This is a genomic window from Mesorhizobium sp. WSM4828 (assembly GCF_055811175.1).
Genome location: NZ_JBVVQK010000045.1, coordinates 1 through 13657 on the forward strand (window position 1 = coordinate 1; position 13657 = coordinate 13657).

The following is a 13657-nucleotide window of genomic DNA, read 5'->3' on the forward strand; positions in this document are numbered from 1 at the left end:
GCGCTCCTCGCAAAATCAGGCGGCAAATCTCCCCGGCGCATAGCCCCAAGGCAAGATGGGGTGCTCGTCACGCTCACGACAGAGGCGGGCATACGGTCTTACGTTGTGAGTTGTGCCGAATGCGGTTTGCTGCGCACGGAAGTCAATAGGCCTGAAGCCCCTCCCGGCTCAGGACTGCCAGCGTCGTGTGCCGTCCTTCGATAATTATTCGGGCGTTGAGTTGACCACATTGAACGGAGTGGGTCGTTACCTGGTTATCGTCCTGCCATGGGTTAATTGCCATTACAATGCACTCGTCTTCATCAACCATTATTCTGCGGATCAAAGATCCCTGTGCCTTCCATACTTCGTGTGCAGGTTGGTCACTCAGCAGGCGGCCGCGGGCTATTTTGTCCGAAAGCGTGGCGACTCTCTTTAACGATCGGACGAATAGGGAGAGCTGTCCATAAGGCTGTTGCGTTCCGGATTTCACCTGAGGCTCCCACCCCCACAAAACAACTCCCTTGGCTCCACAGAAGTAGGGCACGATTGCCATGGCCTCGACCAGATAAGAGGGCAGCTCCTTTCCCTTCAACCAGAAGTTTGAATTGTGGAACCGCAGCCACTCGTAGGCGTAGACCGGCTTGTCGCCCAAAGACCGTGTGCGCAGATAATTCTCCTCGACATTGGCCGCCAGATATAAGACGGAGTCAGGTCTGTCATAAAAAAAATAGGTGCTGGCTAAGTAGAAGTCGACGTGGGTATCGATATATTTCCAGAGTCGCCAATCCGATTTGTGACTGCCGTCAATTTGAGCGGCATTCTTGCCAGCAATTCCCCAGTAGTCTCGGTGGAAAGGCTGAACACCATATAGACCGACCTGGGCATTAGGATAGCGTTCCTTCGTCCATTTCAGTGGCAGCCAGAACCATTCCGCCCACTGTTTGAAATAGGTTTCATCGAAAGCATTCCTCGACTCTGTGCCCACAGCTCGCTTAATTGCCTGGTTTTCCCAAGCAAACTTCGGATCTTCCTCAAAAGGCAACTCTATGTCGTGGACATAGATCCCATTTACGGCAGTCTGTTCGATGTTGCGTCGGATGATACGTTCGAAGAAACTCGGCCTCTCCCAAGGATTGACATTGTGGTCTCCTAATGTGCGAGAGATACTTTCGCGTTGTCCGCCAGGGTAATCTGAGTAAGTGTTCAAGAGAGTTACCGGCTCGAAGCCCCGAACGTAGGCATTCTGTGCCGCTTCGCCCTTCGAAAGGTCACTGACATTCCAGTACGCTTTGAGACCGCCCGCCATAGAGAACGCAGGAATTTTGCCCCAACCGAAGTCTTTCGGCGCCTGAGCAAGACTGCTTCTATCGTAGAAGGCAAAAAGTGTAAGGCCTAAGACAAAAGCCGCACAGAGCAACACGATGCAGCGACGTTTGACCTCCGATTTTCTCACAGTTCCTCCATGCGGACCTCGCCCAAGGCCAACTCCGATCTTGCGCTGTTCACATTGGCTGCCGCGCGGGTGGACTCGCTGGTTCACCGTAGGCGCCAAGTTGCCTGTTGCCGGAGACGTTTACCGGCTTCTTCACATTGGCCGACCGCCGATTCGCGATCGAACCGAGCAGTGGCAAACATTTGCTCACCGCATCGGGTCATATTTCAGCCGGACAGCTCCCTGCTTAGCCCTGGCTGGTTAGTTCTATGCCGGTACAGACCCGGATTGCGTCGCCAATATGTACGCTTTCAACCTCCGCGTGCGCTTCGATTTCCGTCACCTTGGCGTCGACGAGCGTGCGGTACCAGAACGCCTGCAGCACATGGAAATACCAACCAGCCTTTCCGTCCAAGAACCCGAAACGAAGAAGATAGCGGTAAAGAAAATAGAGCAGAGCGCGAGATCCCTTTGGCACGCGGCCATAAAACTGCTCTTTGAGGAACCGACGGACTCGCGCCTGCGGGCTCGCCCCACCGCCCGAAATGCCATCCAACGACATCAAGCTGTATTTGCGACTAAGGATGTCGACAGCTTCGCGCGAGGCATACGAATTGTGTTTAGCGGTCCACCAACTTAGCGAATTCAAGTTGATATCACTGAATACGACTCCAGACTTGGCGACGCTGCCCGCGACCTTGATGTGCTCGTCCATCCAACGCTGCTCGGACCGACCCTTACCGTTGCGCCACAGGCGCAATTGCCAACTCGGCTCGATCCCACCGTGGCGGATTCGGCTGCCCATGAAGTAGATGCGGCGCCGCACTAGGACACCGTCCACATGGGGAGGTAACGTGAGGATTGTATCGGTTAGTGTCTGCGTGCTGTCGGCATCAAGTACCTCGTCGGCGTCGATACGCAACAGCCAACCTCCCTTTGACGCGAGCGCACCTATGGCGAAATTCATTTGTGTGGCATGATTGACCCAGCCATTTGTCAACACGTGTGATCCGAGCCCTTTGGCTATGGCGACGGTGGCGTCATTGGAGCCGCTGTCGACGACGGTGACGCTTGCGCATTGCCCATTTAAGCTCGCAATGCAGCGCGCGATATGTAGTTCCTCGTTATAGGTGAGAATGATGGCGTGGATCTCCATGGGAAACGGCCTCGTGCTCTAACCCCGAATCCAGGGTGTGCGATCAATCCCAGCGATAAGCGTGCTAAGATCTGTGAAGCTAAGGCCCGGACTGACGCATAAGCTGTAGCAAGTCAGACGAGAATGTGAGCGGATGAGATGATTGCATCTCGCAAGCAGAAGTGCATCAATCATTGCCTCCAGGCCCTTTCGATATGGACTGCCTTCAACGCCGCTATCGTAGTGACCATGAAGCGAATTCCCATTCTGTGACCTAATGCAAGTTTGATATACGACTCGGGCGCCGAACCATTCACAGAAGCGCTCGACGATCTGCTCCTCGTCAGTGGCAAGGAAGATACGCGCATCGCCAGATTGGGCTTGAAGCCAAGCCTCGACGGCACTGCGGAAATGGGTGACTTCTACCGCTGTCCTACCCTCAAAACCACTTGCCGCGTCGGTGAGTCGAATATGCACCCCGACAGTCTGCCCCGGTGAAAACTGAGCAGCGACAAACCTATCGACCTCATCCGCGATTTCCGCCCGAGGCTTACAGAAGCGACTCAATGCATAGTGCACAGATGCCTTAACGGACAGTCCGTCGTAAGGGATAAAGACCTCTGCTCCGGGCCGATATGGCGACGTAAAGACAGGCTTTCTTCTGCCAAGAGAAAAGTCGAAGTCGCTGTCTTGGAAATAGTATTTCCAAACATTTGATCCGACCGATTTATCATAGTAAAGCGACCTTGAATTCCAATCAACGTGTGCAGATATCCTGTTCGTCTCAGCAAACCGAAGGCCGTTTATAGCCATAAAAAGATCCCCGAAGAAGCCACAACCTCCAGACATTACACGCAAACGATACGGAAATACTCTCATATTTCGATAAGTCGCGTTTTGTAAGTCACGAAAGATTGCCACTAGAACTCCTGTTTAAGGATTCAGCAAATGCAAGAGGCACAACTGCCTTTCGCCTTACCAAAGAATTGATGAGTGGGATGGTGCTCAAGGCAGCCCTGATACCCATCAGCCCACGTTTTTGGCCGCTTTTCTGAATGCCAATTCATTCAGCTTTGTGGGCGAAACGCTTCAGTCGGGGTTTTGACTTCCGCAAGGCGGGCACCAATCTGCCTAGCTGGGTTGCCAATGACAACGGCGTTGGAGGCAACATCCTTCATTGCGACGCACCGTGCCCCCACGATCGCGAACGACCCGACGCGCACACCGGGACCGACGAAGGCGTCCGCGCAGATCCACGCATCATGCTCGACCACAATCGGCTGTTTCAGCAGCGGCATGGCCGGGTCGCGATAATCGTGAGTCCCGGCGCATAGATGCGCACCTTGTGAGATGCTGACGCGCTCGGCGATGGTAACCGGGCCGAGGCAATAGAGGATTGCACGAGCTCCGATCGCTGACTGATCGCCGACGGTCAGATTCCAAGGAATCATAACGCGCGCGCTTGGATAGATATGCACTTCGCGCCCGATCCGCGCGCCGGATAGACGCAATAGGAGGCGTCTCCACCCCCACAATGGCCTAGGACTCCAAGCAAAGAGAGGGTGCATAAGCGCCCACAGCATACGGCCGGCGAGAGCCTTGCGAGACCAGTTCCGGGTTCGGCGGTTAGCTGTAACATCAACGTGTTTCTCTGCGTCCACTACCATACCCCAGTTAAGATCCGGCTAGGCCGAGATCGGACCTCACCAATCAGAGCGGCCGAAACGTTTGCGTCTGCTTCCGGCACTGTGTGCTCTATTCGACCTGCAGAACGAAGCCATACTCCCGACCGGTACGAGAAGTGTAGAATAGGCGGTAGCCGGCGGCACGGAGAGCATTTACCGCGCCAACAGTTCTGTCAGCCCCAAATCCCTCATACATTCCATGGTGAAATTCTACGAGGAGTTGGCAGGGTCGCACCGGCCCAGCCAAGATGTCCGTGATGACATCATATTCAAAGCCCTCGATGTCCATCTTGAGTATGGTGGGTCGAGGAAGACCAATTTGCGACATAACAGATTCCAGGCGCAAAACTGGAGCCTTTACGGAGGAACCGGATCTTGCCTTGCGTTGCGGGGTCGCTGAAAAAGAAACGTGCCCTTCCGCGTTAGGAGGGAAGAATTCGGCCTCGCCGTCTTTCGCCGAAATACCTATTGGGTGGAAAACAAACTGATTTGGCAGATTTTGCGTTTCAACCCACGCCTTACTTCTTGGTGTCGGGTCGAAGCCAAACACTCGACATCCAAATCTCTCGATCACGGCACGATCAAAACTAATGTCCTCGCCAATGCCAAATGAGTATACAATGCTGCTTCTTCCTGTGAAGTCCGTCAGTAACGGCCATCCGCCGTATTCATTGCCCAGAAATATTGTGTCGCCTCGAAACTCTGCCTGATGCATCGGTGGCCATAGTATCCCGCGCGCAATACGCTTTATTGCTCTGAACATTAGCATTGCACTCCGATCGAGAGCGTTGGAACCTTCTTTACTCTAGTCGAACCAATGGTAGTGTACACATCAATAAACTTCTTCGCGACATGCATCCATTGATATTTGTCAGCAGCCAGGTACTTAGCTTTTTCGCTCATCGATAGCAAAGCACTGTCATCCAACGTGAAAAAACATGCCAGGTCTTCGGACATGGCCTCTGGCGTCAAATTTAATCGTTGAGCCGCGCCAGCTGCAAACGCCTCCGTCAAATTGCATGCGTCAGTCATCAAAACTGGCACGCCGAAGGAAAACGCCTCAAGTATCGCAACCGGCAGCCCTTCACTAAGAGAAGGAAGGACAAACGCGCTGGCATTTCGAAAAGCAGCCTTCTTCGCTTCAGCGAATAGCGGCCCAAGAAACACAACCTCCTCTTCGAGTCCGAGGCCGGAGCGTAGGGTTCGAAGCTCTTGCTCGTGGCCTTGCTGATCCCAACCTGCAACCGCCAGCCTCCACGGGTTCCGTGCTTTTCGGGCTCCAAACTTCCATGCTTTCAGTAGCGCAGGCAGATTTTTTTTGGGATGTAAGCGCCCCAGAAACAGCATGACCTTTGCGCCTGGGGGAAATTGACCGTTCCAGGGTGCAGGCAAAGTTGGTCTATCATTCGGCATCTCTATGCCGTTCGGAATCGTGTGGATCGGATTGTTCAGACCGAAACTGCGGATCGCTTCCGACTCGGGCTCACATAGAGCATGGAATGCGGCGGCGCCACTAAGATGCGCGCGTTCGTAAAGAACACTTGCAACCCGCTTCTTTAAAGTAGAATTCTTAACCGCCCAAGGATCAAGCATTCCGTGAGGCGAAATCAGGTAAGGCCTTCCCGTAAAGCGGGCCCATTGCACCACACTGCGCGAAGGGTGCATCCAAATGCCATGAGAATGAACAATGTCGGGAGCCCAATCTATAAGGCCGCGGGCCATATCCGGCGCAAAGCCAAACGGTCTAGGGCCGAAAACGCGATAAGTGGAAAATGGCGCTCCCTTCCAATTATCATTGTCCCCTGCGAGCCAGGCGGAGTCGTCAAGACCAAAAACATGCACGTCCATGCCGGCCCTTCTAACGTTGAACGATAGGGCCTCTACTGCTGCCGAGACGCCAGCGCCGTTCCGAGAAAGGCTAGCAGCCACCATGGCCACCTTCACGGTGTGGCCCCACCGACTCGCGTTCCGGCGAAAAGCCTCCTGTCGTTGCGGACAGCTTCCACCATTGCATAGAATCGTTCTGACATATCGGCCGCGTTGAACGACAGTGTCGTCGTGTGGATGGACGAAATCGACATTACGTCAAGCCGTGCAGCGTCTGCGAGCAATGAGGCGACAGTTGTTGCAAGGGAGTTGACGTTCCCCTGGCGAAAGGTGGTGCCATTTTGACCACTCTTTAGTGCTGCAATCTCCGGCATATGCTCCCGCCAATTGTCGTGGACAATGGCAGGTAAACCAAAGGCGAGGCCATGGACTAGACTGAGGCCAACGCCACCGGGGTAGACGAAAGCCTTGCAGGAATTCGCAACGTCAGCAATGCGTTTTTCATCTGTCATGCCACCATGCCAAACTACACGGTTCGCGATGCCCAGTGTGATACAGCGCTGGCGTAGTTGATCTTCACCATCGCCGGAACCGATCACGTCGAGTTGGACGTTCGCGCATACCGAAAGTGCAAGCGCTTCTAGCAGTAGGCCAAGGTCAGCTTTAGGGGTTATACGGCCGATGAACAGAAGGTCGCGTTGACGCGAGGAAGCTGAGTACGGCCTTCGATGTCGAACAATTTCTTCTGTCTCAAGGCCATTGTTGATGGCAGAGACAAGCTTGCGACCAGATCGCTTTGTGCCTAAGTATCCCTCGACCTCTTTGTCAGTGTAGAAGAGGATTCCGTCCGCCAATTTCATCAACATCATTCGTATCGATGCGCGCCAAGCGCGGCTGGTTGAAGACCAAAAGTGTCCCCACCAGATCGTTTTCGCCCCCCTCGATCTGGCCTTCAACAGCAATGCAATATTAGACAGATAGCGAGGCGCGCCCGAGACCACGACGACATCACCCCGCGAAATGGGAATTGACAGTACACCCTGTTGCCATAGCAGTCCGGGAAGAAGCTGCCGTGATTTTCCGAGCTGCCTTTCCCATGTGCGACAGGACGGATTTTGGCTCAATACTCCCATATCCCCAGTCGAGCCATAGACGGCAAACTCGGGACCAAACCTTGTAGCGAGACGGCTGAAGAAGCCAACGCGATACGCCGGAATCGTCGGTTGCACAATAATCGTCTTCAAGTAGTTTCTCTCTGGCGGTAGCTTCGGGCAGTGGCATCCAATTGCGGTGACCGTCGCCAACGATGCTCAACGCGCTGTTGATCCTCTCGGCGACCATACCACATGCTGAGCACTAGAAATGAAGTTATCCAAAAGCCCGAAGCGCCCCAAATCGAACTGCTTCCCGCAGCGCCCACTGCATCCCTAATGAACAACAAAGCAATAAATACTCCCGCAAAACCGGCTCTTTGTTCGCGGAGGAGGCCAATAGCGGCACGCACTGACATCAAGCAATGCAATGTGAAGGGCACAGTTCCAAGAAGGCCAACTGCCATCAACGACTCAAGATAAATATTGTGAGGATAGTACGCCGTTACGAGTTCGATGGCATATCGGCCGAATAAGGGATCCGCAAGAAACTGCTCCCAAGCTCCTCTAAATGCCAACACTCGACCAGCGGTAGACATGTCCGTATCAGCATTGATTCGGTTAAGTGCTTCCACGACATCTTCTATATATTTTGGATTCGCAAAGGCAGCGATCACGATCGCGATAGCTCCAAGGCCAACCAATGCCCACACTCTACGTGTTCCCCTAAGAACCAAAACATAGAGCAGGACCGTCAGCCCTGTTGAGATAAGCATTCCCCGCGATTTTGCGAGCGAAACAATTACCAACAGCACTGGCGTAAAAACTATAGCTTGAATCAGTATCTTTTTTGAATATCGAAAAGCAACCATGTAAAACAATATAAAACTGCTCGCAACGTATGCGAGAGCTATCGGATTGACTTTGTCAAGCATCATCCTCCGATCACCCGTTTCAACCAACGCCGCACGGTTCAAAGCCATTCCGATAATGAACAAAACTGCCAATACCGAAAGCAGGGAGACCATGTCGACATCGGATAATGTACGTTCTGATGACGCGAGCATATAAGCAGGAATAACACTCGATAGAAAGAAAATCGACAACACTAAGAAATTGCCCGGTGAAATTTCCAAGCGAAGAAAAAACATGTTCTCTATTAACCTGGATCCATATAGGACGATAAAAATCGTTGCGGGCAGAAGTGTAATATTAAATGACCGTCTCAGCCTTCGCGGAACCGTCACGAATGCGACGACGAGAACTACGAGAGACGCTGCTCGGATTGCGACGCCTCCTGAGCTTCCCTCGGGTGAGACAACGTTCGCAAACGCAGCAAATGTGTAGTAGCCAATGGTTGGAAACAGAAACAGGAAAGCGGCTGCCGGACTTGTCCAAAGACGGAATACGGAGGCGATCATGCCTTGCGGGCGCTTACGTGCCGCCATGCCTCCAGGCCGGTGAAATACTGTTCTTGTCCCCGGCGCTCGCTCTGTCGAAGGGCCAGGCATCAGATCCTCAGTAGTCCAGCGAGCATCCATGCTGCCAACGATAGCAAGCTGACGGCTGTGCTTGCTGCCAAAAGCTGCCACCGCAGCCGCCTAACAATCCCAGTAGTTCCGAGAGCATGTGCATTGCCGAAGAGAACCGCGAGCATGCTCATTGTCAGGCCTATGATGATCGAAACGACGATCCCGTTTTGCCCAACTAAAGGAACAAGAAGGAATATTCCCGCCAGTACCGAGATAGCAATAAGGGCATGGCTAGCGAAATTCCACCGCAGGAGGCCACGCGCCTGCGCCGCTAAATAGCTCGGCACTACGAGAATATTGAGCGTCCATCCAGCGGTCAGAGCCGCATTCATCTGAAGCAACTCTGAAGAAAGTCGCCCCAGCACCAGAAAGCTCATCACGGGCGCCGCGGCCAGGGTGACCACGGCCACGCCGATTGCCGCACAGGCTGCGACGAGCGTCGCTTTCTCCAGCATGCTCTGGAAGGTTGGATCCGCTGTGTCGGATTTAGCAGCAAATGCAGGAACAAGCGGTGTCGCGGCCGAGATCACTAGTCCCCGAACCTGCAGGACCAGTCGCGATGCCAATTCGTATAAGGCAACGAGTCCGGGCCCACCGGCATGATTGAAGGCCACCTTTGTCAGCGGTTCGAACAGGAGCCCCATGACACCAACCGCGCTGAGCTTTATAGCGTAACCCGTGGTCTCGGCGAACACCCCTCCCTTCCAGCGGCGGGGAAACCATCCTAAGTCGCGGATGTGGGAGCGCAGCGTTAGCCAGCCGAGTACAAGCATCGTCGACTGCTGCAGAATGTTGGCCATGCCGAAGCCTAACACGCCGAAGTAGGGTATCAGAATCAGATTCGCGCATAGAAATATGACCGCTGCGATGGCGACGACCAGGGCTCGCTGATCGGCCCGTTGTACACCGTCGATGCCCGACAAAACGGCCGAGGCGAGCGCGCTCATTATCAATGACATGACGACGAAAGGCATCAACACTCGTGCCTCGTCCTGATACTCATGCTGGATAAAGTATGGCAGCGCATGCGGTGCACCGATCCACAATATCGCACCAAGGAACACATTTAGGCCGAGAGTAGTCAGTATTACGGTATGCACTGTATTGCGGGCTTCCTGCGGCTTGGTCGTGTGCGAACTCGTTGCGACAAATCGGGCAAGGGCGCCGCCACCGCTTATATCGCCAATCCGTGCCACCGCGGCACCCGCGAGAAGCAACGACCAAACTCCAAGCCGTTCGAGGCCGACGTGGGAGATCGCAATGCGGTATGCCAGGAAGACGCAGAGCGTTACAATGAGGCTTTGACCCGCAGCGAACAGGCCATTGCGCGACAGCTGCCCAGACACAAGTCGATTGCCGGTCCCACGCACACCTAAGACGGCGGCCCTAAGCCACCGCTGAAGTACGTGATCACTCCCCTTTACAAGGGGTGCACGGATAGCATCGCCGTCCTCGGCTATCATGGCCTAAAAAGGGTAATATCGATTGCACCAAGCCTGTGGGTTTTCGGATTTCTGTATGCAGAAGAGATATCCCATATTTCGAATCCTGCATTGAGCAAAATTTCCAGCACATCTTGGATGGTTGATTGTTCATCATACAATTGCTCAGTGCAAATCTCCACGATCGCTCCGCGGCATTTCCCCAATATATTGGTGCCTCCCACCAGAACTTTCCTTTCGGCACCCTGCACATCCAGCTTGAGAAAGGGGATTTTCGCTCGCGAGACGTAAGGGACCGCCGCCACATCGAGACACTCAGTTCGGATTTCTAATTTCTGTGCAACTGCTACCTGTGGCAATACAGAGACAAACGTATCCGTGGGTTGCAATAGCGAACTGCTGGTGTCTGAATGGGTGATCTGAAATTCGGCGAAACCGGCTTCATCGCTCAGTGCCATCGGTGGCGCGACCTCCCACCGATCCCCGAATGTTTTCGCCTCCGCAGCTAGAAGGGCGTGCGCAACCGGCAAAGGCTCGAAGGAAACAAGCCTCCCGGAAAAACCTACAGCCAAAATGCCTTTGGCGAATTGCCCCCTGTTCGCGCCAACATCGATAATAAGGTCCACATTATGCATTCTCAGAAAGTGAACAAGTCGAAGATCCGTGCTATGCCGCGGACCATAAATGTTTATGTCCAGGCCAAATCGTCGACCAAGCTTTTGGAAACTAGTCTTTAGACGAGGGGACAGATGGTTCAGTAACTCAGGCAAGTTGGACCTCGTTGATGAATTCGAGTAGTCCGTCGGGCGGAGCGCCGATCGGCATGTCTGTGTCACGCCTGCCAACACTTGGGCAAGACTACACTTGGACGGGTTGAAACGTTATCTGCGTCAAGCGGGTGAGGGTAAGGTCCGATCTTCGAATCAGAAAACGGCCTGTCATTCCGATAGAAAGTCATCTCCATGATGGAAGGTATGGCAAGTCCGTCGAAATAGGTCGGGCTGGACACATTGTTAGGATGGAGGTGAACGACGGAATGGGTTTGGAGCAGCTTGACGAACGTTGCCTTAATCAAACCAAAGGAGAATCGCCCAAACATCCGGTTCAGATCGTGGAATTCAATAACTATAATACGGAACCTCTTAAGCGTCTCATGGCTTGCATCGAGCAGCACGCGCCATTCCGCGCCTTCAATGTCCATCTGGAGAATGAGGTCGCTCTGGGGCTGGGTCGGGATCGAGGCGCACATCGTATCAAATCGCATATGCCGCTCATCCTCGTAAACATCGAGGAACTTCTTCGTAAAATGGAACCTAGCGTTTGGCTGTGGCGGCCCTTCCACCGACGCATCGGCCATATATACATCAATGGCCAGATCGGCCATCGCCTTATCGAATCCAACCTCAAACGAAACGCCGGGCGAGACGCACGCCGTCACCCCGTCTAAATCATCGGGGACCAGATAGCCGCCATCTCGAGGAGATCCGATACGTATGAGTGGCGCCACGGTGGCTCGCGCTCGAAGCGAACGGATAAGCTCTTCCACCTCACTCCGGTAAGCTGATCTTTCGATCCAGACCCTGTGGGCAGCTAACTTTTCGACAAACTGCTTGAAATGTGTTTTCATTATTTTGTCGCATCGAATTTCGCGGTTGTAGCATTATAGTCCACTTTCAATTGTCTCCTTAAAATGTCGCCGCCAGTTACCCACACGAATAGCGTGCTCTGCTTGCCAAGTCCGCCCCGATTCAGACCGCCGCGGCAGCCGTAACAGCAGTTCGGCCAATCCTTCGCAGTCCCCGTAGCGTACTGGGAAATGGCTGACCTCGCGCGCGACTGCAAAGGTGGCAATCACCGAGCCCGCTCGTACAACAGGCGGCACTCCAAGCTGAATGGCACGGCCAAATATCCCGGAAGCCTGATCGTAAGCGGGGCCATAGCAGGCCCAGACGCTATCGGCAACGCCATAGAGGCTCTCAACTTCGCCGTCAGTGACAAAGCGATCGACAATCATGGCGCCCGAGGACAGCAGCTCTGTTGAGAGCGAAGCCGATCCGGCAGGAACGCGGCCGGCCGCGACAACAAGCACGCTTTGTGCAATCTGTGGGAACCGTTTCAACGTTTCTGCAAGGAAGGTCGTACCTCTGACCGCGCTGAATGAGCTTAGTGCGAAGAGGATTTGCCGCCCAGCGGCGCGGGCCAGAACCTCCTCTGAGAGTGCAGTGCGGTGCGGCTGGCGCACGATCTGACCTTCCAGCAAATCCCAGTATTGGGGATCGCACACACCGGAATGCGCCACCTCAGTGTAATGGGGCGCGGCGTCAAACGGCGTTATTGTTGCTATCGTCAAGCGGGGGATGCGGCGGAGACAGCGAAAGGCGCGGCGCTTCATGCCATAGTACCACCAGTCCGCCTCGAAGCACTTTTGTGCGCGCAGGAACAACGCTGCTGTTGGACGCCCAAGTAAGCCGCGCAGTGTCGCGATCATTGCAAAGGAGAACATGTCATCGTCCAGCGTAGCAAAGAGCACATTTTGCGCTGCCACCAGGCGGCGACACAAGTGGACTGTCATTCGTCCGCAGACGGGCTGCAGCCCCAACATGGGGCCGAGCGTGTCGAGATAGGATAGTCGATGGCCCGCGGTAGAAACCGCATAGACGAGGCGCTCGCCCGTCGAACGCTTTGAGCCCAGCACGGCTGGGACGGTATCCTCAACAGCAATCGGTTCGATCCCGTTTTTCAAAGATGACTCGGAACAATCATCCCGTTCTGTATCTACGATTGTTCTCACGAGAAGAACTGTCCAAGCTTGCGCAACGGCTTCGCGAGGAGAGCAAAATCGCAGAGCGGGGTACCAAGTCTTTGTCTTCTCGATTTCAGAGCCTCGAGATTGTGCCGGAAATAGGCAGTAATTCCAACCGTACTGGTGCCTCCATACATCATGTCTATCATGGTATGATCGATTCGAGATGTCTTGTAGCCGTAGAGCTCGACGGCTCGCAACATCCAGTCATAGTCAGAGGCTATCCGGAAATGTAGATCAAAGGGACCGACCTGGTCGGCCACCGCACGCCGTGCATAGAAGGTGGGGTGGGCCGGCATCCAGCCGGAACGAAACCCAGTCGCCGGTCGCGGGCTTGCCGTCCACTTGCGCACCACATGCTTACTGGCATGGTTTTCGACGAAATCCAGATTGCCGTAAGCTATATCCGCAGTTGAAAGTGCGTTAGAGATCAGGCCCAACACTGAGGCATCATGATAGGTGTCATCGGAGTTCAGCACGCCGAACGCATCTCCGCTGTAAAGGCTGAGCGCCTTGTTAAGGCCGTCATACATGCCTCTGTCGGGCTCGCTCAGGATGACCATCCGATCCTGTGGATAGGAACGGACGATCGACAGAGTTTCGTCGGTCGACGCGCCATCGATTATGACCAGTTCCTTGTCCTCGTGCTCTTGGGCAAAAAAACTGTCGATCGTATACTTGATTGTTGCGGCCGAGTTTCGGCAGACCGTCAGAACGGAGACCTTCAT

The 13657-nt window shown here is 54.1% G+C and carries 13 protein-coding genes; all 13 read right to left on the bottom strand.

Going from position 1 to position 13657, the window contains the following annotated elements; translation table 11 throughout:
* Window positions 1-142 precede the first annotated feature (142 nt).
* The 13 genes from AC0L2X_RS29775 to AC0L2X_RS29835 all read right to left on the bottom strand — a co-directional run bounded on the left by AC0L2X_RS29775 (window position 143) and on the right by AC0L2X_RS29835 (window position 13657).
* Window positions 143-1435 carry a hypothetical protein gene (locus AC0L2X_RS29775; protein ID WP_473600904.1) on the bottom strand — a complete coding sequence of 431 codons (1293 nt, stop codon included), beginning with the start codon at window positions 1433-1435 and terminating at the stop codon, window positions 143-145.
* 226 nt (window positions 1436-1661) lie between these two features.
* Complete coding sequence (locus AC0L2X_RS29780) at window positions 1662-2570, bottom strand: glycosyltransferase family 2 protein (protein WP_473600905.1); 909 nt, start codon at window positions 2568-2570, stop codon at window positions 1662-1664.
* Window positions 2571-2588: 18 nt separating this feature from the next.
* Window positions 2589-3428, bottom strand: coding sequence for a nodulation protein NodZ (locus AC0L2X_RS29785; RefSeq protein WP_473600927.1), 840 nt, complete (start codon window positions 3426-3428; stop codon window positions 2589-2591).
* Between the two features lie 188 nt (window positions 3429-3616).
* Window positions 3617-4060, bottom strand: coding sequence for a putative colanic acid biosynthesis acetyltransferase (locus AC0L2X_RS29790; RefSeq protein WP_473600906.1), 444 nt, complete (start codon window positions 4058-4060; stop codon window positions 3617-3619).
* 244 nt (window positions 4061-4304) lie between these two features.
* Entirely contained in the window at window positions 4305-4949 is a 645-nt protein-coding gene (locus AC0L2X_RS29795; protein WP_473600907.1) for an FkbM family methyltransferase, read from the bottom strand.
* A 47-nt stretch (window positions 4950-4996) separates the two neighbouring features.
* Entirely contained in the window at window positions 4997-6166 is a 1170-nt protein-coding gene (locus AC0L2X_RS29800) for a glycosyltransferase (protein WP_473600928.1), read from the bottom strand.
* Between the two features lie 8 nt (window positions 6167-6174).
* Window positions 6175-7305 carry a glycosyltransferase gene (locus AC0L2X_RS29805; RefSeq protein ID WP_473600908.1) on the bottom strand — a complete coding sequence of 377 codons (1131 nt, stop codon included), beginning with the start codon at window positions 7303-7305 and terminating at the stop codon, window positions 6175-6177.
* Complete coding sequence (locus AC0L2X_RS29810; protein WP_473600909.1) at window positions 7302-8744, bottom strand: O-antigen ligase family protein; 1443 nt, start codon at window positions 8742-8744, stop codon at window positions 7302-7304. Before AC0L2X_RS29810 ends, AC0L2X_RS29805 begins: the two co-directional genes overlap by 4 nt.
* Window positions 8663-10030 carry a lipopolysaccharide biosynthesis protein gene (locus tag AC0L2X_RS29815; RefSeq protein WP_473600910.1) on the bottom strand — a complete coding sequence of 456 codons (1368 nt, stop codon included), beginning with the start codon at window positions 10028-10030 and terminating at the stop codon, window positions 8663-8665. The genes AC0L2X_RS29810 and AC0L2X_RS29815 overlap by 82 nt, the downstream gene beginning before the upstream one ends.
* Before the next feature lie 113 nt (window positions 10031-10143).
* Window positions 10144-10752 (bottom strand): FkbM family methyltransferase, encoded by a 609-nt coding sequence (locus tag AC0L2X_RS29820; protein ID WP_473600911.1) that lies wholly within the window; start codon window positions 10750-10752, stop codon window positions 10144-10146.
* Between the two features lie 206 nt (window positions 10753-10958).
* Window positions 10959-11753 (bottom strand): FkbM family methyltransferase, encoded by a 795-nt coding sequence (locus tag AC0L2X_RS29825; RefSeq protein WP_473600912.1) that lies wholly within the window; start codon window positions 11751-11753, stop codon window positions 10959-10961.
* 33 nt (window positions 11754-11786) lie between these two features.
* The gene (locus tag AC0L2X_RS29830) at window positions 11787-12869 is read right to left on the bottom strand and encodes a hypothetical protein (protein WP_473600913.1); all 1083 of its coding nucleotides are present in this window, start codon (window positions 12867-12869) and stop codon (window positions 11787-11789) included.
* 44 nt (window positions 12870-12913) lie between these two features.
* The gene (locus AC0L2X_RS29835) at window positions 12914-13657 is read right to left on the bottom strand and encodes a glycosyltransferase family 2 protein (protein ID WP_473600914.1); all 744 of its coding nucleotides are present in this window, start codon (window positions 13655-13657) and stop codon (window positions 12914-12916) included.

Coding starts and splice junctions, on each gene's coding strand:
- AC0L2X_RS29800 (WP_473600928.1), bottom strand. CDS start 6,166: ATGGTGGCTGCTAGCCTTTCTCGGAACGGCGCTGGCGTCTCGGCAGCA.
- AC0L2X_RS29835 (WP_473600914.1), bottom strand. CDS start 13,657: ATGAAGGTCTCCGTTCTGACGGTCTGCCGAAACTCGGCCGCAACAATC.
- AC0L2X_RS29795 (WP_473600907.1), bottom strand. CDS start 4,949: ATGCATCAGGCAGAGTTTCGAGGCGACACAATATTTCTGGGCAATGAA.
- AC0L2X_RS29785 (WP_473600927.1), bottom strand. CDS start 3,428: ATGAGAGTATTTCCGTATCGTTTGCGTGTAATGTCTGGAGGTTGTGGC.
- AC0L2X_RS29825 (WP_473600912.1), bottom strand. CDS start 11,753: ATGAAAACACATTTCAAGCAGTTTGTCGAAAAGTTAGCTGCCCACAGG.
- AC0L2X_RS29780 (WP_473600905.1), bottom strand. CDS start 2,570: ATGGAGATCCACGCCATCATTCTCACCTATAACGAGGAACTACATATC.